Origin of the sequence: Paracoccus versutus (genome assembly GCF_000763885.1) — a bacterium.
Lineage (GTDB): Bacteria > Pseudomonadota > Alphaproteobacteria > Rhodobacterales > Rhodobacteraceae > Paracoccus > Paracoccus versutus.
The window spans coordinates 1-17,203 of the sequence record NZ_JRKO01000081.1 but is presented as its reverse complement, the minus strand read 5'-3'; the positions used below and the strand labels follow the sequence as shown (position 1 = coordinate 17,203).

18 protein-coding genes are annotated in these 17,203 nt (G+C 69.8%); 11 read left to right on the top strand and 7 right to left on the bottom strand.

The window, feature by feature from the left end; genetic code table 11:
* Window positions 1-59 precede the first annotated feature (59 nt).
* From IT40_RS23925 to trxB, 7 genes are all read left to right on the top strand, one after another.
* The gene (locus IT40_RS23925) at window positions 60-290 is read left to right on the top strand and encodes a sulfurtransferase TusA family protein (protein WP_036760382.1); all 231 of its coding nucleotides are present in this window, start codon (window positions 60-62) and stop codon (window positions 288-290) included.
* A 29-nt stretch (window positions 291-319) separates the two neighbouring features.
* Window positions 320-682: a DsrE family protein gene (locus tag IT40_RS23920; protein WP_036760380.1), complete on the top strand. Its 363-nt coding sequence runs from the start codon at window positions 320-322 to the stop codon at window positions 680-682.
* A gap of 19 nt (window positions 683-701) precedes the next feature.
* Entirely contained in the window at window positions 702-1,190 is a 489-nt protein-coding gene (locus tag IT40_RS28975; RefSeq protein WP_147307269.1) for a hypothetical protein, read from the top strand.
* 9 nt (window positions 1,191-1,199) lie between these two features.
* Entirely contained in the window at window positions 1,200-2,771 is a 1,572-nt protein-coding gene (locus IT40_RS23915; RefSeq protein ID WP_116171117.1) for a hypothetical protein, read from the top strand.
* A gap of 51 nt (window positions 2,772-2,822) precedes the next feature.
* On the top strand, window positions 2,823-4,304 hold the full coding sequence (locus IT40_RS23910; protein WP_036760394.1) for a 5-methyltetrahydropteroyltriglutamate--homocysteine methyltransferase: 1,482 nt from the start codon (window positions 2,823-2,825) through the stop codon (window positions 4,302-4,304).
* Between the two features lie 77 nt (window positions 4,305-4,381).
* A complete protein-coding gene (gene selA / locus IT40_RS23905) occupies window positions 4,382-5,809 on the top strand; it encodes an L-seryl-tRNA(Sec) selenium transferase (protein WP_036760373.1) in 1,428 nt (475 codons plus the stop codon).
* Window positions 5,806-6,753 (top strand): thioredoxin-disulfide reductase, encoded by a 948-nt coding sequence (gene trxB, locus IT40_RS23900; protein WP_036760372.1) that lies wholly within the window; start codon window positions 5,806-5,808, stop codon window positions 6,751-6,753. The genes selA and trxB overlap by 4 nt, the downstream gene beginning before the upstream one ends.
* 152 nt (window positions 6,754-6,905) lie before the next feature.
* Here the strand turns inward: trxB and IT40_RS23895 are convergent, their stop codons facing one another.
* The 3 genes from IT40_RS23895 to IT40_RS23885 all read right to left on the bottom strand — a co-directional run bounded on the left by IT40_RS23895 (window position 6,906) and on the right by IT40_RS23885 (window position 9,485).
* Window positions 6,906-7,766 carry an oxidoreductase gene (locus tag IT40_RS23895; RefSeq protein ID WP_036760371.1) on the bottom strand — a complete coding sequence of 287 codons (861 nt, stop codon included), beginning with the start codon at window positions 7,764-7,766 and terminating at the stop codon, window positions 6,906-6,908.
* Window positions 7,767-7,830: 64 nt separating this feature from the next.
* Complete coding sequence (locus tag IT40_RS23890; RefSeq protein WP_036760370.1) at window positions 7,831-8,697, bottom strand: oxidoreductase; 867 nt, start codon at window positions 8,695-8,697, stop codon at window positions 7,831-7,833.
* A 14-nt stretch (window positions 8,698-8,711) separates the two neighbouring features.
* Window positions 8,712-9,485: an SDR family NAD(P)-dependent oxidoreductase gene (locus IT40_RS23885; RefSeq protein WP_036760369.1), complete on the bottom strand. Its 774-nt coding sequence runs from the start codon at window positions 9,483-9,485 to the stop codon at window positions 8,712-8,714.
* Window positions 9,486-9,636: 151 nt separating this feature from the next.
* Here IT40_RS23885 and IT40_RS23880 point away from each other — a divergent pair, with 151 nt between their 5' ends.
* From IT40_RS23880 to IT40_RS23870, 3 genes are all read left to right on the top strand, one after another.
* Window positions 9,637-10,575: an AraC family transcriptional regulator gene (locus tag IT40_RS23880; RefSeq protein ID WP_036760363.1), complete on the top strand. Its 939-nt coding sequence runs from the start codon at window positions 9,637-9,639 to the stop codon at window positions 10,573-10,575.
* Between the two features lie 89 nt (window positions 10,576-10,664).
* On the top strand, window positions 10,665-11,612 hold the full coding sequence (locus IT40_RS23875; protein WP_036760361.1) for a LysR family transcriptional regulator: 948 nt from the start codon (window positions 10,665-10,667) through the stop codon (window positions 11,610-11,612).
* Between the two features lie 157 nt (window positions 11,613-11,769).
* Complete coding sequence (locus tag IT40_RS23870; protein ID WP_052096264.1) at window positions 11,770-12,447, top strand: TetR/AcrR family transcriptional regulator; 678 nt, start codon at window positions 11,770-11,772, stop codon at window positions 12,445-12,447.
* Here IT40_RS23870 and IT40_RS23865 read toward each other — a convergent pair.
* The 4 genes from IT40_RS23865 to IT40_RS28055 form a co-directional block, all read right to left on the bottom strand.
* A complete protein-coding gene (locus IT40_RS23865; RefSeq protein ID WP_036760359.1) occupies window positions 12,437-13,222 on the bottom strand; it encodes an enoyl-CoA hydratase/isomerase family protein in 786 nt (261 codons plus the stop codon). The two genes, IT40_RS23870 and IT40_RS23865, sit on opposite strands and share 11 nt — an antisense overlap.
* 3 nt (window positions 13,223-13,225) lie before the next feature.
* Window positions 13,226-14,248, bottom strand: coding sequence for a TRAP transporter substrate-binding protein (locus IT40_RS23860; protein ID WP_166435380.1), 1,023 nt, complete (start codon window positions 14,246-14,248; stop codon window positions 13,226-13,228).
* A gap of 178 nt (window positions 14,249-14,426) precedes the next feature.
* The gene (locus IT40_RS23855) at window positions 14,427-15,347 is read right to left on the bottom strand and encodes a LysR family transcriptional regulator (RefSeq protein ID WP_036760353.1); all 921 of its coding nucleotides are present in this window, start codon (window positions 15,345-15,347) and stop codon (window positions 14,427-14,429) included.
* A gap of 80 nt (window positions 15,348-15,427) precedes the next feature.
* A complete protein-coding gene (locus IT40_RS28055; protein ID WP_166436089.1) occupies window positions 15,428-16,636 on the bottom strand; it encodes an MFS transporter in 1,209 nt (402 codons plus the stop codon).
* A 374-nt stretch (window positions 16,637-17,010) separates the two neighbouring features.
* Between IT40_RS28055 and IT40_RS29780 the strand changes: the two genes are divergently transcribed.
* On the top strand, window positions 17,011-17,203 hold a 193-nt coding region (locus tag IT40_RS29780), incomplete at its 3' end, for a hypothetical protein (protein ID WP_208855412.1).

The window sequence follows — 17,203 nt, the reverse complement described above, 5'->3', positions numbered from 1 at the left end:
GCCCCGAACCCCGGATCGCCCCGATCCGGCAGCCGGGCCTTGGCCAAGGACCAGCCGGAATGACCGACGAAACCGTCTTCGATGCCGGCGCGCTCGGCTGCGGCGAGCTGGTGGTGCTGTTGCGCATCCGCTTGCGCAAGATGCCGGGGCGGGTGCTGCGCGTCGTCGCCACCGATCCCGGCGCGCCCGAGGACATTCCCGCCTGGTGCCGCATGACGCGTTGCGACCTGCTGCGCCACGACCCGGCCACCCATTCGTTCTGGATCCGGTCGCGCGACGACTGGAGCTGAACCCGACCCGCATCAATCAGGAGAAACCCATGCCCGGAAAATTCGTCGTCTCGATCAGCTGCGCCCGCGACAATACCGACAAGGCCACCGTCGGCTTCGTGGTGGCCAATGCCGCCGTCGCCTCGGACAAGGAGGCCGTCGTCTTCCTGTCCATCGAGGGCACCCGGCTGTCGCAGAAAGGCTATGCCGACGACATCCACGAGGAAGGCTTCGCGCCGCTTGCCGAGCTGATGGCCAGCTTTGCCGAGGCCGGGGGCGAGATCTACGTCTGCTCGCCCTGCTTCAAGAAGCGCGGGCTCGACGAGGACAGCCTGATCGCGGGGGCCAAGGTGGTGGGCGGTGCCAAGCTGGTCGAGTTCATGTCCGACGGCGCCCCCTCGATCTGCTACTGACATGACCCGCTGGAAACCCATGCTCGCGGCCTTCCTGCTGGCCTGCGCCGCCTATGTCGGCCTGTCGTTCCTGCTGTTCGAGATGCCCAGGTCGGTCGCCGACGCGCTCGACTGCGGCTTCCTGCCGGAAGAGTTCGTCGCCTCCGGCACCCTGACCTTCGACCGCAACCGCGCCTTCGCCGTCAGCTTCCTGCGCAAGCAGGAATATCTGACGGCGGCCACGGTGGGCGTGGCGGTGGCCTTCGCCGTCTTCGCGCTGCGGACCGGCCGCAGGGGCGGCGGCGCCATCGCGGCAGGCGGCGGGCTGATGGCGCTTGGCGCGGTCTGCGTGTCCTGCCTTGCCCCGGTGCTGTCGGTGGTGGGCCTCGGCGTCATCGGATCGGCGTTGGCGGGCGTGCCGAAATGGTTGTTGCTGGTGAACACGCTGGCCCTGACCGGCTGGGGGATGCTGTTCCTCTCGCGCCGGGCCGGATCCTGCGCGCTGCCCGCGCGGCGCGTGAACCCCTAGAGGATGGCCATGAAACGCATCTTCCTTTCCCTCGCCTGCGCGGCGGCCCTTGCCACCCCCGTCCATGCCGAGGATTCCGCCCTGCTGATCCCACCCAGGGACGGCTGGCCCCTGGCCAACCCCATGGCCGCGGCCGAGATCGCCCCGCCACCGTTCTCATTGCCGACCGAGCGCGGGGTGAACCCGGCCTATGTCGCGGGCCTGCCGGGGTTGCATCAGGGGCTCGAGACCTTCGACGACTTCGACCGCCGCTCGCTGAAGCATGACAGCGTGCTGATCCGCCAGAGCCGGGTCGAGAACGGCGAGGTCGTCATCCCGCCGGGCGGGCTGGCCTATCTGGAGGACAGCTGGGGCGGCGAGGTCGCCCTGCGCGGCGAGAAGGTGCCGATCCTGGGCCGGACCGCGACCTATATCGACTACGACATGACCGTGGTGATGCACAGGGACGTGACCATCCCCGCCGGCCAGGCTGTGGCGGTGGGCGGCACCGTCTATCACTACTACGCCAGCATCGGGCACGAGCAGATGGTGAACCACACCCTGCATGTGCGCACCATTTCCGGCCTCGACTGGGAATGGGCCTTCGGCTCGCCCGCCTTTTCCACCACGGAACCGAACTGGTGGGGCAATTCCTTCGCACAGCTCTACAACCAGGGCAAGCTGCGCGAGATGAGCCGCGAGGCGCTGGTGTTCGACTGGCTGGCCGGGGTGCGGATGGACCGCATGACCTATGCCGAGACCGAGGTGTTCAAGGGCCTCGCCGCGCCGGGCGACGCCTGGACCATGGGCGGGCAGACCCTGCGCGTCGCCGCGGTGGATGAGGCCGCCGGCACCGCGACGGTGGAACTGGTCGAGGCCGGCGCGGTCGTCGCCGCCAAGACCCTCGGCCCGGTGCTGTCCGACCGGCTGATCGAGGACCACGACGCCCGCAAGGCGCTGGTGTTCGAACATGGCGACGTGGTGGCGTTCCTGTCGCCCTGGCCCGCGGCGTTCGAGGGCGGCAAGGTCAGTCTCAAGGTCTATGACGATGCCTTCGCCTTCGATTACGGCGCCGATTTCGCCCGCGACCCGCGTTTCGCGGTCTGGCCCGTGACCTGCCCGACCGGCCACGCCTTCGGCTTCATGCTGACCAACAAGCAGGAAATCCGCCTGAAACCCGGCCAGTCCGTCGACGGGCCCGAGGGCTATTTCAAGGTCGTGGTCAACAGCGTCGAGGGCGATCACGTCACCTCCTGGCATGTCGAGGACAGGCAGGGCAACCGCTCGGCCGATCTGGGCGGGCCGCAGATCGCCAATGTGGACCTGGTGCTGGGACAGGGCCGCGTCACCGGCCAGTCGATCTTCAAGGATCTGGGCCGGGCGCTGCTGGCGCGCAGCTATGGCACCCAGGTCGCGCTGGAAACGCTGGCCAGGCCCGAGGGCGGCATGGCCCCGGCCCCGGCGGCTGCGCCGATGACCGCCTCGGTGGTGCCGGTCCCGGCCGGGGCGCCGCTGTCGCCCGCGCTGCTGCTGGCGCTTGCCGTGGCGGTGATCGCCTCGGGCGCGATCGGCTATGAACTGGCCCGCCGCCGCGGCGGCTGACCCATGGACCGCCGGGCAGCCGGCGGCCCCCTTTCGCCGGAGGAACCGCCCATGACCACCCCCCATCCGCTGCCGCCCGACGTGTCCTTCGACGGCGGCGACCTGGATTGCGGCAACGGCCTTTTGCTGCTGATCCGCAAGCATATCGACCCGCTGCCGCGCGGCGGCCTGCTGGAGATCCTCTCGACCGAGATCTCGGTGGACGAGGATCTGCCGGCCTGGTGCCGGATGACCGGCAACGCGTTCCTGTCGGTCCATCGCGAGGGAAGGCAGCGGTCCTTCCTGATCTGCAAGGGCGCGCTGTCGGAACGCCGGGCCGAGCCGCCGGCCGCCGTTCCCGCCGAACCGGCCCCCCTGCCGCCGCGGGTAGCGCGCCCCGTCCCGCCGGTGCCGCCGCTGGCGGTGATGGGCATGGGCTCGTGGCCGCGGCCGCGCTGGATGGTCGAGGCCATGCACGCCCATGTCGAGGGCCGCCTGTCCGAGGCCGCCTTTCACCAAACCGCCGACGACGCGGTGCGGCTGGCCGTCGCCGCGCAGGAACGCGCCGGCGCCGATGTCGTCACCGACGGCGAACAGCGCCGCGACAGCTATGCCAGTTTCGTCGCCACCCGGCTGGAAAACTGCCAGCTGATCCCGCTGACCGACCTGCTGCCCCTGGTCGACCACCCCGAGGAGTTCGAGGCCGAGCTGCGCGCGCTCGACATCCCCGCCGGCGATGTGCGCCACCCGGCGGTCTTCGGCCGGCTGCGCCGCACCTGCCCCATCGTCGCGCATGAGGTCGATTTCGCCCGCGCACTGACCGACAGGCCGGTCAAGGTCGCCCTGCCCGGCCCCTATCTGCTGACCCGGACCATGTGGATGGAATGCATCTCGGACCGCGCCTATGCCAGCCGCGAAGAGATCGCCGCCGACATCGTGCGCGTCCTGCGCGAGGAACTAGCCGAACTGGTCGAGGCCGGCGCCGCGCTGATCCAGTTCGACGAGCCGGTGCTGTCGGACGTGGTCTTTTCCGGCGCCAAGAACAAGCGCAGCTTCATGTGCGGCGCGCTGTCGGAAACGCTGGCGCCCGAGCATGAGCTGGACTTTGCCCGCGACCTGCTGAACGCGGTCTTCGACGGCTTCGACCGCGACCGCATCGCGCTGCATGTCTGCCGCGGCAACTGGACCCCCGACGAGTCGGTGGCGCTGAGCGGCAGCTATGCGCCGCTGATCGACACCCTGGCCCAGGTCCGCGCGGGCGCCTATCTGCTAGAGGCCGCGACGCCGCGAGCGGGCGACATGTCGATCCTGACGGCCCTGCCCGAGGACGCGCGCATCGGCGTGGGCGTGGTGAACCAGAAGCTGCAGGCGGCCGAGGCGGTGGACGAGGTCGCCGCCCGCATCGCGCGCGCCATCGCGCTCTTCGGGCGCGAGCGGGTGCTGCTGCATCCCGATTGCGGCTTCGCCACCTTCGCCGACAACCCGATCTGCTGCGGCGACCTCGCCTGCGACAAGATCGCCGCCATCGCCCAGGCCGCGGCAAGGTTCAGGTAAGATCGCCAAGACCCTGTCGCATCGCCGCCGGGCCGCGCATCATGGCCGCAGCAACCCGGCACCCAAAGGACTGACAGATGCAATCCAAGCTTTCCACCCTGCCGCCCCTGCACGAGATCGTGCAAACGCCCGCCGGCCGCGCCTGCGTCGAGGCGCACGGCCATGCCGCCAGCCTAGCCTGCATCCGCGAATTGCTGGACGAATACCGCCAGCACCTGCTGGCCGGCACCGCAGAGGCCGAGGACCGGGAAAGCGCCGCCCGGAGGGTGGCCGGGGCCGCGCTGGAAAGGCTCGACAGCCGCAGCGCGCCGGCGATGAGGCGCGTGCTCAACATGACCGGCACGGTGCTGCACACCAATCTCGGCCGCGCGCTTTATGCCCCGCGAGCGGTCGAGGCCGCCAACCGCGCCATGACCGGGCCGCTGGCGCTGGAATACGACCTCGACGCCGGCCGGCGCGGCCAGCGCGACGATGCCGTGCAGGCGCTGGTCGCCGAGATCACCGGCGCCGAGGCCGCCTGCATCGTCAACAACAACGCCGCCGCCATCCTGCTGGTGCTGGCGGCGCTGGCCCAGGGGCGCGAGACCATCGTCTCGCGCGGCGAGCTGATCGAGATCGGCGGCTCGTTCCGCATGCCGCAGATCATGGAAAGCGCCGGCACTCGCCTGCGCGAGGTCGGCACCACCAACCGCACCCATCTGCGCGACTACGAAGGCGCCATCGGCCCCGACACCGCGCTGCTGCTGAAGGTGCATCCCTCGAACTACCAGGTGCTGGGCTTCACGCATGAGACGCGCTGCCCGGACCTGCTGCCGGTGGCGCGCAGGCACGGCTTGCCGCTGGTCGACGACCTGGGCTCGGGCACGCTGGTCGACCTGTCGCGCTGGGGCCTGCCGCATGAACGCAGCGTGCAGGATGCGCTGGCCGAGGGCGTGGACCTGGTGACGTTTTCCGGCGATAAGCTGCTCGGCGGGCCGCAGGCGGGCTTCATCGCCGGGCGCCGCGACCTGGTGGAACGGTGCGCGAAACATCCGCTGAAACGCGCCCTGCGGCTCGACAAGGTGCGGCTGGCGGCGCTGGAGGCGACGCTGGCGCTTTACCGCGACCCCGACCGGCTGGCGGACCGGCTGCCGACCCTGCGCCACCTGGCCCGGCGGCCCGACGAGATGCAGGCCATGGCCCAGGCGATCCTGCCCGCGCTGGCCGCCGCCCTGCCGGCCGGCCATGCGCCCGAGATCGCGGCCTCGCAGGCGCAGATCGGCTCGGGCGCGCTGCCGCTGGAAAAGCTGCCGAGCCTGGCCTTGCGCATCCCCGCGCCGGGCGCCAGCGCCGAGCGGATCGCGCGGGCGCTGCGCCGCCTGCCGCTGCCGGTGATCGGGCGGATCGCCGAGGGCGCGGTCTGGCTGGACCTGCGCTGCCTCGACGATCCGCAGCCGCTGGTCGAGCAACTGCCCGGCCTTGCCGCGCTGCTGGCCGAACCAACCCTAACCAAGGAACTGCCATGACGGAACGCCATTCGAAACTGATCATCCTGGGCTCGGGCCCGGCCGGCAATACCGCCGCGATCTATGCCGCCCGCGCCAATCTCAGGCCCATGCTCATCGCCGGGATGGCGCATGGCGGGCAACTGATGACCACCACCGACGTCGACAACTGGCCCGCCGATGCCGAGGGCGTGCAGGGCCCCGACCTGATGGTCCGCTTCCAGCAACATGCCGAGCGCTTCGAGACGGACTATGTCCACGACCACATCAACGCAGCCGACCTGGCCGCCCGGCCGATCCGGCTGCAGGGCGACGGCGGCAGCTATACCTGCGACGCGCTGATCATCGCCACCGGCGCCTCGGCGAAATACCTGGGACTGGCGTCCGAACAGGCGATGATGGGCCGCGGCGTCTCGGCCTGCGCGACCTGCGACGGCTTCTTCTACAAGGGCAGGCCGGTCGCCGTGGTCGGCGGCGGCAATACCGCGGTGGAAGAGGCGCTGTATCTGGCCAATATCGCCAGCCATGTCACCCTGGTCCACCGCCGCGACAAGCTGCGCTGCGAAAAGATCATGCAGGACAAGCTGATGGAGAAGGTCGCCGCCGGCAGGATCACCCTGCGCTGGAACAGCCAGATCGACGAGATTCTGGGCGACGACCGCGGCGTGACCCATGTCCGGCTGCGCAGCACCGCGGACGGGACCACCGACGAGATCGCGGTGGACGGCGTCTTCATCGCCATCGGCCATCATCCGAACACCGACCTGTTTACCGGGCAGCTCGAGATGGACAATGGCTATCTGGTCACCCAGGGCGGGCGGCACGGCATGGCGACCCAGACCTCGATCCCCGGCGTCTTCGCCGCGGGCGACGTGCAGGACCAGATCTATCGCCAGGCTGTCACCAGCGCGGCAAGCGGCTGTCAGGCCGCCCTGGACGCGGAACGCTACCTCGACGGGATGTGACGCGGACGGGGCCGCGGCGGCGCGCGCAACGGGAAGCTTTCTTCGACGATGCCGACGCCGGCGGCCGGCGGCCGGACAGCAAGAACGCCGCCCCCGCGCGGGGGGCGGCGTCCGTCATGCCATCCGTCGGACCTTGGGCGCAGGGGCCGATCCTACAGCGCCTGGGCGGTGTTCTTCAGCGCGCCGGGAATGGCCGTATCCTCGCCGCGCTGACGCCAGGTCGCCAGGTCGCGGGCGCGCGAGGCGACGGCGCCTTCCCACAGCTGGTATGCGTCCTCGCCCAGCATCAGCCGCACCGGGGCCGTGTCGCCGTCCACCATGTCGATGATGACCTGCGCGGCCTTGACCGGATCGCCCATCTGCTGGCCGTCCTGGGTGGCGTAATAGTCCTCCATCCCCGCATTCAGCGCCGCGTAATCCTGGATCCGGCCCTCGGCCTTCATCGCCGCGCTGCCGGCGAAGCCGGTGCGGAAGGCACCCGGCTCGATCAGCGTCACCCGGATGCCCAACGGCTTGACCTCGTGATGCAGCGCCTCGGTAAAGCCTTCCAGCGCGAACTTGGACGCGTTGTAGAGGCCGCTGCCGGGGAAGGCCACGAGGCCCGCGATGCTGGTCAGGTTCAGGATATGGCCAGACTTCCGCGCGCGCATCTGCGGCAGCACCGCGCGCGACAGTTCCGCGGCGGCAAAGAAGTTCAGCTCCATCTGGGCGCGGATCTGCTCGGGGGTGAATTCCTCGAGCGCGCCATAGGAGCCTGCGCCGGCGATATTGGCCAGCACATCGATGCGGCCGAATTGCCCGGTCGCCTGCGCCAGCGCCCGGCCGCGGGCGGCGGCGTCGGTCACGTCCAGCTGGAGCGCAAGGGCGCGGTCGCCGTGGCCGGCCGCGATCTCTTGCAGCGGGGCGGCGCGGCGGGCGGTCAGCACGGCGCTGTCGCCGCGCGCCAGAACCGCCTCGGCCAGCGCCTTGCCGAAGCCCGAGGAGGCGCCGGTGATGAACCAGATCTTGCTCATGTCATTGTCCTTTACGAAAAGATGGGGAGTCGGTGCCGCGATGGGCGGCGGGTTGCGCAGCTGCCTAAAGCGCGATCTCGACGACGTCGGCACCGTCGAAAGCCGTATCCTCGCCGCGCGCGCGCCAGGCGTTCATGTCTTCCAGGCGCCCGGCGATGGTGGTGTCCCAGATCGACCAGGCGTCGCGGCCCAGCATCAGGCGCGTGGGCGGGGCGTCGCTGGCCACCACCTCCAGCATCCGCTGCGCGGCCTTCGCCGGGTCGCCCATCTGCTTGCCGGAGGAGCTTTCCAGATAGCCCTCGAAGGTCTCGACCATCGGGCGCCAGGCGTCGATGCGATGGACCGGGCGCATGTTCGCGTCGCCGGCGAATTCGGTGCGGAAGGCGCCGGGTTCGACCAGGGTGACGTGGATGCCCAGGGGCTTGGCCTCGATGGCCAGCGATTCCGTCCAGCCCTCGATGGCGAATTTCGCCGCGCAATAGGGACCGGCCGCGTTCATCGCCACCAGCCCGGCGATGGAGCTGACGGTCAGGATGTTGCCCGCGCCCTGCGCCCGCATCTGCGGCAGCACGGCGCGGGTCATCTCGGCCGCGGCGAAGAAGTTCAGCTCCATCTGCTCGCGCAGCTGGTCAAGGCTGAACTCCTCGCAAGCGCCCGCCACGCCGCGACCGGCGACATTGGCCAGAACGTCGATGCGGCCAAAGCGCGCCAGCGTCTCGGCCACCGCCCTGTCGCGCGCAGCCGCATCGGTCACGTCCACGGCCAGCGGCCGCACGCGATCCTCGTGGCCGCGCGCGATCTCTTGCAGCCGGTCGAGGCGGCGGGCGGTGATCACCGCATTGTCGCCATGGGCGACGACCGCCTCGGCCAGCGCCTTGCCGAAGCCGGACGAGGCGCCGGTGATCAGCCAGGTTTTCGGTTGGTAGCTCATGTTCTTTCTTTCGCTCAGATGATGGTCAGGCCGCCATCGACCACCAGCTCGGCGCCGATGACGTAGGAGGATTCGTCGCTGGCCAGGAACAGCGCCGCCCTGGCGATTTCCTCGGATGTGCCGACGCGGCCGATGGGAATGCCCCTCAGCAGGCCCTCCAGCATCTCGGGGTCTTCGGTGAAATGGGTGGCCATGGGCGTGTCGATCAGGCCGGGATAGATGCCGTTGACGCGGATGCCGCGGCGGGCGAAATCCACCGCCGCGGCCTTGGTCAGGTGGCGGCTTGCCCCTTTCGAGGCGCTGTAGCCCGGTGGCACGTCCGGGAACACGATGATGCCCGCGGCCGAGGAGATGTTGACGATGGCGCCGCCGCCCTGCCGCTCCATCTGCGGCGCGACGGCCTTGATGCCGTAGAACTGGCTGTTCAGGTTCACGTCGATGACATGGTGGAAATCCTCGGCCGTGGCCTTGTCCCAGCTGCCGTCGCGCGGCCCCGGCGTGCCGGCGTTGTTGATCAGGATGTCGATGCGGCCATGGCGGTCGATGGTCTCGGCCAGGACCGCGGCCCATTGGTCCTGCCGCGTCACGTCCAGCACCGCCGCAGAGGCGCGCTGCCCCTTGGCCGTGATCTCGGCGACCAGCCGGTCCATGTTCTCCTGCCGGTTGGCATTGGCGGTCACGACGACGGTCGCGCCTTCCTCGGCGAAGACGCGGGCGATCACCGCGCCCATGCCGGTGCCGCTGCCCGCGCCGGTGACGATGGCGACCTTGTCCTGCAAGCGTTTCATGTCGGTTTTCCTTTGAATGACGGGACCGGACCGCCCACCCACGGGCGGCTGAACGCGCAAGGCGTTCGGTCGAGGGCATAGATAGGGATTGATCCGCGAACGACCCATGCTAGAAAGTCCGTCATTCTTATTGGATCGTACGGATTTCAGGATGGACCCGCTTTCGGACGTGTTGTCGCTGCTGCGGCCGCAAGGTCAGTTCTATGCCGGCTTCGATGCCGCGGGGGACTGGTCCTTCGCCTTCCCCCCGCACGCGGGGATCAAGTTCACCGCCGTCATGCGCGGCAGCTGCTGGGGCGTGGTCGAGGGGCAGCAACAGCCCATCCGCCTGAACGAGGGCGATTGCTTCCTGCTGAACAGCGGCCACGGCTTCGTGCTGTCCTCGGACCCCGCCCTGCCGGTGGCAAGCGGCGCGGCCATCCTCGAGGCCGCCGCCCGCGACGGGATCGCCGTCCATGACGGCGGCGGCGAGGTGTTCCTGATCAGCGGCCGCTTTTCCTTTTCCGGCAGCCATGCCGCCGTGCTGTTCGACGCGCTGCCGCCCATCGTCAACATTCCCAGGGCCTCGGCCCAGGCCGAGGTGCTGCGCTGGCTGCTGGATCAATGGGCCGCCGAGCTGCGCGGCCGGCAGCCGGGCAGCGCGCTGATGTCCACCCACCTGGCGCATCTGATGCTGGTCCAGGTGCTGCGGCTGTTCCTGGACAGCGCCACCGAACTGCCGCCGGGATGGCTGCTGGCGCTGACCGACCCGCAGATCAGCCCCGCCATCGCCGCCATCCATGCCGAGCCCGCCCGCCGCTGGACGCTGGAGGATCTGGCGCGCGTCGCCGGGATCTCGCGCACCGTCTTTGCGCAGCGCTTCAAGGCGCTGGTGGGCAGCACGGCCATGGACTACCTGGCGCGCTGGCGGATGCTGATGGCGGCGGACCGGCTGCGCAGCGGCAACGAGAACGTCGCCGCCATCGCCTTTTCGCTGGGCTACGAATCCGAAAGCTCGTTCAGCGCGGCGTTCAAGCGGATCATGGCTTGCTCGCCCACCCAGTATCGGCGGCAGGCGGCAACCCCGGCCGCCGCCGGGATGCCGCGCTGAGGCGGCCGCCCCGCCTCGCCATCCGGCGCAAGACATGCTTCTATGCCCGCCAGCCGCCAACCGATGAGGCCGACGTGGATCTGCGACAAATGCGCTATTTCGTTGCCATCGTGGACGAGGGCGCGTTTTCGCGCGCCGCGGCCAGCCTAGGCGTCGCCCAGCCGGCCCTGTCGCTGCATGTGCGCAAGATGGAAGAGGAACTGGGCACTACGCTTCTGCTGCGCAGCGCAGGCGGCGTGACCCCGACCGAGGCGGGGCTGCATCTGGCCGCGCGGGCCAGGGGCCTGCTGGCCGAGATGCACAGCCTGGAGGAAGAGCTGCGGGGCCTGGGCGACCAGCCCTCGGGGGTGGTGCGCATCGGCCTGCCGGGCACGATCAGCGTGATCCTGTCGGTGCCGCTGATCGCCAGGGCGCGCGCGCAATATCCGCGCATCAAGATCGTCGTCGCCGAGGCGATGAGCGGCTTTGTCCGCGACTGGCTGCGCGAGGGCAGGATCGAGTTGGGCGTGCTTTACGGCGAGATCGGGGAAGCCGGCCTGCGCTCGTCCCCCCTGCTCGAGGAAGAACTGGTCCTGCTTGCCCCGCCGGGCGCGCCGGCGGACGAGGCGGGGCTGGCGATCCTGGCGGACAGCCCGCTGATCCTGCCCAGCGAGGCCCACGGCCTGCGCCGCATGGTCGAGCACAGCCTGCGCGCCGAGAGCCTGCAGGTCGACCCCGCCATCGAGATCGACTCCTATCCCTGCATCAAGCGGCTGGTGGCGGATGGCTATGGCTGTTCGGTCCTGCCCTGGCATGCGGTCGCCGAAGAGGCGGCAAAGGGCTTGGTGTCCGTGCGCCGCTTTGCGCGGCCCCGGCTGTGGCGGCGCGCCAACCTGGCGTGGAACGCCGCCCGGCCGCTGGGCCGGGCCGCGCAATCGGTGCAGGATCTGCTGCGCGCCGAGGTCGAGCAGCTGATCGCGACCGGCGTCTGGGTCGGCGCGCGCGGCGTGGATGCCCAGCGGCGACCCGACCCCGCCGCAAGAAGCCGCCAGGGATGAGCTGATCGGGGCAGGCGGCCGGGATGGGCCCGCAACGGCGGCGCGATCCGCCGCGGCCATAGGATACGCCTATGCCAAGGCGCAACGACCGCGGTTGACAAACCCGTTTCCGCGCGGCTGATCAATAGGGCCGAACAGGACAAGCAAAGCCAGGACCATGCCGGAAACGCCCCCCGAACCAAAGCGCCGTCCGAAGCCCCGCAAGGCCGAGACCACTCGGGGCGAGATCCTGGCCGCCGCCGCCCGGCTTTTCGCCGAAAAGGGCTATGGCGAATGCAACCTGCGCGAACTGGCCGACCGCGTGGGCATGAAGGCGGGAAGCTTCTACTACCACTTCAAGTCCAAGGAACAGATCCTCGACGAATTGCTCAGCGCCAGCATCGCCATGGTCTCGGATGCGGTGACGCAGGCGGTGGCGGAACTGGGCGCCTCGGCGCCGGTGCGGGACCGGATCGCGGCGGCGATGCGGGCGCATATCACCGCCTTCCTGTCCGGCGACAACAACTCGGCCTCGTTCATGCGCGTGTGGGAGCATCTGCCGCCGACGCTCAAGCGCCGCAAGCGCGAGGAGCGCCGCGCCTATGCCCGGATCTGGCACGACCTTGTCGCCGAAGGCATGCGCGAGGGCGAGATTCGCGACGACATGGACATCCGCCTGGTCGTGCCCTTCCTGATCGGCACGATGAGCCGCAGCATCGAATGGTATCGCCCCAGCCGCATGAGCATCGACGATGTCTGCCATCTCATCATAACGACCTGCCTGGACGGCGGGCTGGGGCGGCAGGGGCAAGGCGGCGCCAAGGCGCGACGCCCCGGCACGCTGGTCAGCCGCTAAAGCGCGGCGCGCGCTTTTCCAGGAAGGCCGCGATCCCCTCTTGCGGGTCCGGGCCCTGCATGACGGCGACCACCCTGGCCTGTTCGGCGCGCAAGCCCTGCTCCAGCGGCAGGCTTTCCGAGGCCCGCGCCAGCTCCTTCATGGCGCGCAGTCCGGGCCGGCTTTTCCCCGCCAGATCCGCGCAATAGTCCAGCGCCGCCTGGCGCAGCCCCTCTGCCGCGACGACATGGTTCACCAGGCCCCAGCCTTCGGCGGTCGCCGCGTCGATCCAGCGGCCGGAATACATCAGGTCCAGCGCCCACTTCATGCCGACCAGCCGCGGCAGGCGCTGGGTCGCGCCCCAGGCCGGCACCAGCCCGTATTGCGCATGCTGGTCGCCGAAGCGGGCATCGCCGGCGGCAAAGACCACGTCGCAGCAAAGCGCCAGCTCCAGCCCGCCCGCCAGCGCCAGCCCCTGGCAGGCCGCCACGACCGGCAGCGGGCTGGCCTCGAGCCGGCACAGCCCCCGGTTCATGTCCTCCAGGTAGCGCGCGAGCGCCGCCGGGTCGCCCTCCATCGACTGCGCTTCGGCCAGGTCGCCGCCGGTGCAGAAATGCCGGCCCTGCGCGCAGACCAGCACCGCGCGGATGCCCGAGCCTTCCGCCTCGAAGGCGTCCAGCGCCTCGGCCATCAGGCGAAACACCTCGTGGGTGATGGCGTTGAACTTGTCCGGGCGGGCCAGTTCAAGGACGCCCACGGCGCCGGCGCGGCCGACGGAAAGCACGGGCGGCGCCACGGTCTACTCGGTCCCCTTGGCGTTGCGGAACGCCTCGAGGATGGCGTCGCCGGGCTTGCCGGTGGATTCCATCTCGGCCGCCCAGTCCTTGGCGACCTCGGTGATCCGCGCCTCCCATTGCGCCTTTTCCTCGGGGGAAAGCGTGGCGATCTGCCAGTCGCGCTCTTCGGCCAGCTCCTTGCTGAAGCTCGCCTCCTGCTCGTCCTGCCAGCTGCAGCTTTCGATCTCGGTGATCGGGCCGGCCTCGTTCATCGCGGCCTTCACATCCTCGGGCAGCGCTTCCCAGGCCCGGTCCGACATGGCCAGCACGACGCTGCCGCCGCCCAGCGACATGCCGCCGACCGAATACTTGAACAGCTGATCGAGCTTCAGCGAGGGCAGCGCCATGTGCGAATAAAGCGCGCCATCGACCGTGCCGCGGGTCAGGGCGTCGAACATCTCGGGTCCGGGGATCTGCACCGGCACGCCGCCAAGCGCGCCGACGGTCTTGGTCATGGCGTTGCCCGCCACCCGGATCTTGAGCCCCGACATGTCGGCAAGCGAGGCGACCGGCTTTTTCGTGGTGATGACCGTATAGGGCGGGACGGTCAGCACATAAAGCACATGCAGCTTGAGCGGCTTGTATTCGGCTTCGTTGAGCGGCCCGCCCTCCTTGGCGATTTCCGAGAACTTCCGGGTCGCCTCGCAAGAGGTGCCGAACAGGCCGGGAAGCTCGGTCACCGAGGTCAGGGGCAGCTTTCCGCCCGCGATCGCCGGGGTCAGCAGCGCGACATCGGCCAGCCCGCTGGACAGCAGCGCAAGCTGGTCCTTGCCCAGCTGGCTGTTGGGAAAGACCTCGAACGTCACCTTGCCGCCGGTCTGCTCGGCCACGCGGTCCACGAAGCGCGCCACCCCGTGTTCCCACAGGAAATGCGTCGCCGGATAGCCATGGGCGAGCTTCAGATGCACGGCATCCTGCGCCGCGCCGGGTTGCGCCATCGTGGCCAGGCCGAAAGCGGCGGCCAGCGCCAGGCTGATCGGTTTCATGTCGTTTCCTCCCATTTCGCGGATCATCGCGATTTTCACGCGCAGGGGCCGGTCCCGTCCCTGCGTCTGGTATCGCCACCGATTTTCGTGCAAATGCCGGGCGGCAGGCCAGAACAATCTCGGCAGGCCGAAGCGATGCAGGCTATCGGAAAAACCTGTGGCCGCAATCAGGCCGGGATCAGGCCGAGGCGGGCGGGCGATCCAGAAGCTGCGCCATCAGCACCGAGGCCGCGCGCCCCGGCACCCTGCCCTGGGCGGTGGCGATCAGGATCTGGCGCTTGGCCCAGGGCTCGTCCAGCCGCACGACCGCGACCTGGTCGAGCATGTCGCGATAGATCAGGCATTCGGGCTGGATGGTCACGCCCAGCCCGGCCTGCACCAGGCTGGTCGCCACCCCGCCGCTGCGCACCATGTATTTCGGCGCGAACTCGACATGGTTGCGGGCCGCCGCCGCCTCCAGCGCCTCGCGCAGGCCGGCCACCGGGATGAAGCGTTCCGCGATCAGGTCCTTGAATCGCACCGACTCACGCCCGGCCAGCGCATGGTCGCGCGGCACCACGGCGACGATGCGGTCCTCGCGATAGGGCACCACGTCGGCGCCCGAAAGGTCCAGCCCGGCCGCGGCGGCAAAGACGCCGATCTCGGCCTCGCCCCCCAGCACGGCCTGCACGATGCGGGCGTTCTCGACCTCCTGCACGACCAGGTCGACCATGGGAAACTCGCGGCTGAAATCGCCCAGTTCCTTGGCGAGGAAGGGCGCGATGATCGAACGCGCCGAGGCCACCACCAGATCGCCCCGCACGCCTTCCGAGAAAGCCGAGATCTCGTTGCGCAGATCGTCCAGCTGGCCGAAGATCGCGCGCAGGTAGCGTTCCAGCACGCGCCCCGCCGGGGTCGGCACCACCCCCGAGGGAGTCCGCTCGAACAGCTTGACGTCGGCGATCTCCTCGAGATCCTGGATCCGTTTCGTCGCGGTCGAGGCCGAGATGTTCTCGCGCATGGCCGCGCGGCCGATCTGTCGCTCCTCGACCGCCGACAGAAACAGCTTCAGCGAGAACAGATCGACCTGTCGGATCAGATGCAGGCGATTGAAGGCCATGGAATACCGCGCGGAACCGGGGATTTTCTGCGTCCGGGTATCGCGCCGCACCCGCCGGCTGTCAACACGCGCGGCCCGCCCTAGCGCCCGCGCGCGGCCAGCACCGCGCAGGCCGCCATGCCGGCCGCCATGGTCCAGACCATGCCCGCCACGCCCAGATGCTCGCCCGTGGTGCCCAGCAGCAGCGGCAACAGCGTCTGGATGAAATTGGTCAGGGTCATGGACAGGCCCATGGTCTCGTTGGCCCGCCCCTCGGGCGTGGTGCCCATCAGCAGGCTCAGCGCGATGGGCACTCCCATGCCCAGCGACAGCCCCAGCACCGCGCTGCCCGCCAGGAACAGGCCAAGGCCCGTCATGGCGGGCAGCAGCGCATAGACCAGCGCGCCCAGCATCAGCGCCGCCGCCAGCGCCAGCGGCAACCGGACCAGCCGCACGACGGGCGCCACGCAAAGCCGCGCGACGATGGTGCCCGCCGAACAGGCGCCCAGCACCAGGCTGGCCTGCGTCGTGGACAGGCCGATCATGGCGGCATGGACCGAGACGACGAAGGGATAGACGGTCAGCACCGCCCCGAACATGCTGCCGGTCACCAGCCAGCGCCGCAAGTCCGGCAGCATCACCAGGTCGCCCCGCCGCCGCGGCATGGCGCGCGTCGCCCCCGCCGGGCCGCGAAAGACATGCCGCCCCCGGCCAAGCAGCAGCAGCGCCAGCGCGCCGGGCAGGCAGGTGACGGCCAGGGCCAGCCTTGCGCCGCCCTGCTCAAGGGCGACGGCCCCGGCGATGGGGCCCAGGAACTGGAACAGCGCATAGAACAGCAGCATGGTGCCCAGGTTGCGCGCCCTGGCCGCCTCGGTCGGGCTGGACTGGGCCACGGCGCGGGTGGCGACCGCATGGGCGAACATGGTGCCCGCCCCGATCAGCCCCGCCGCCAGCAGCAGCTGCGCCAGTCCGGGCCGAAGCAGTCCGGGAATGCTTGCCCCCGCGATCAGCCCCGCCGAGACCATGGCCGGCCGCAGGGTGCCGACGCGATCGGCCCAGCGGCCGAAGCGCAGGTTCAGCAGCATCGGCGCCAGCGTGAACAGCGCCGCCAGCAATCCCGTCAGCGCAGCCCCCGCGCCCTGCTCCAGCGCCATGCTGGGCAAGACCAGCCGGGCCGTCATCAGCGTCGAACAGCACAATCCGGCAATCAGGAAGGTCGCGTGAAGATGCGTGGCAGGCGGCGGATCCTCTGCCGGGCGCATCGGCGCGCCGGCAGCGACAGGGTTCGTGCTGGAGGTGCTGCCGTCCATCTTTCGCCCGCATATCCAAGGTTCGTCGCCCCAGTCTTTTCCGCCCCGCCCCAAGGTTACAGCGGGTTTTTTCATGCATCGGAAAGCGGGGCGGGCGCATAGGCATTGGCTATTCCTGAATCCGCCGGCTTGCGGATAGCCGCGCCCTATGGGTCGAATAGGGGACGGCTTTGACCCGCCCGGTAAAAGGCAGGTTTGGTTTGACGCCAATTCCCCCGCCCGCCTATCAGGAAAGAACGCGTCCGTCAGATTCGCGAAGAATAACAACGGCGACAGCCGCCAACGGGGGAAACATGGCCACGCATCAGCATTATAATCCTTGAATGCGATGACCGCCGGCATCGCCGGATAAATCACCACGCTGCAAAAAGACAATGGCGCCGCCGGCAATTGGCGCGCGGGTTTTCCGTGCCCGCGTCCTTGATGCCGCCGCACCTGCCGTGCGGCGCGATGCATCACCAGGCTCAGGGAGGAGCACCATGAAGAAGACCCATATCGGCGGGCTTGGCCTCGCCGCGCTGGCGGCCGGGCTTGCCGCCCTGCCCGCCGCCGCGCAGACGCTGGAGG

What these genes read in the sequence shown, in the direction of transcription:
- IT40_RS23890 (WP_036760370.1), bottom strand. Translation starts at nt 8,697, where the DNA reads ATGAGCTACCAACCGAAAACCTGGCTGATCACCGGCGCCTCGTCCGGC.
- IT40_RS23855 (WP_036760353.1), bottom strand. Translation starts at nt 15,347, where the DNA reads ATGGCCTTCAATCGCCTGCATCTGATCCGACAGGTCGATCTGTTCTCG.
- selA (WP_036760373.1), top strand. Translation starts at nt 4,382, where the DNA reads ATGCAATCCAAGCTTTCCACCCTGCCGCCCCTGCACGAGATCGTGCAA.
- trxB (WP_036760372.1), top strand. Translation starts at nt 5,806, where the DNA reads ATGACGGAACGCCATTCGAAACTGATCATCCTGGGCTCGGGCCCGGCC.
- IT40_RS23920 (WP_036760380.1), top strand. Translation starts at nt 320, where the DNA reads ATGCCCGGAAAATTCGTCGTCTCGATCAGCTGCGCCCGCGACAATACC.
- IT40_RS23870 (WP_052096264.1), top strand. Translation starts at nt 11,770, where the DNA reads ATGCCGGAAACGCCCCCCGAACCAAAGCGCCGTCCGAAGCCCCGCAAG.
- IT40_RS23925 (WP_036760382.1), top strand. Translation starts at nt 60, where the DNA reads ATGACCGACGAAACCGTCTTCGATGCCGGCGCGCTCGGCTGCGGCGAG.
- IT40_RS28975 (WP_147307269.1), top strand. Translation starts at nt 702, where the DNA reads ATGCTCGCGGCCTTCCTGCTGGCCTGCGCCGCCTATGTCGGCCTGTCG.
- IT40_RS23915 (WP_116171117.1), top strand. Translation starts at nt 1,200, where the DNA reads ATGAAACGCATCTTCCTTTCCCTCGCCTGCGCGGCGGCCCTTGCCACC.
- IT40_RS23885 (WP_036760369.1), bottom strand. Translation starts at nt 9,485, where the DNA reads ATGAAACGCTTGCAGGACAAGGTCGCCATCGTCACCGGCGCGGGCAGC.
- IT40_RS23875 (WP_036760361.1), top strand. Translation starts at nt 10,665, where the DNA reads ATGCGCTATTTCGTTGCCATCGTGGACGAGGGCGCGTTTTCGCGCGCC.
- IT40_RS23895 (WP_036760371.1), bottom strand. Translation starts at nt 7,766, where the DNA reads ATGAGCAAGATCTGGTTCATCACCGGCGCCTCCTCGGGCTTCGGCAAG.
- IT40_RS23880 (WP_036760363.1), top strand. Translation starts at nt 9,637, where the DNA reads ATGGACCCGCTTTCGGACGTGTTGTCGCTGCTGCGGCCGCAAGGTCAG.
- IT40_RS28055 (WP_166436089.1), bottom strand. Translation starts at nt 16,636, where the DNA reads ATGGACGGCAGCACCTCCAGCACGAACCCTGTCGCTGCCGGCGCGCCG.
- IT40_RS23910 (WP_036760394.1), top strand. Translation starts at nt 2,823, where the DNA reads ATGACCACCCCCCATCCGCTGCCGCCCGACGTGTCCTTCGACGGCGGC.
- IT40_RS23860 (WP_166435380.1), bottom strand. Translation starts at nt 14,248, where the DNA reads ATGAAACCGATCAGCCTGGCGCTGGCCGCCGCTTTCGGCCTGGCCACG.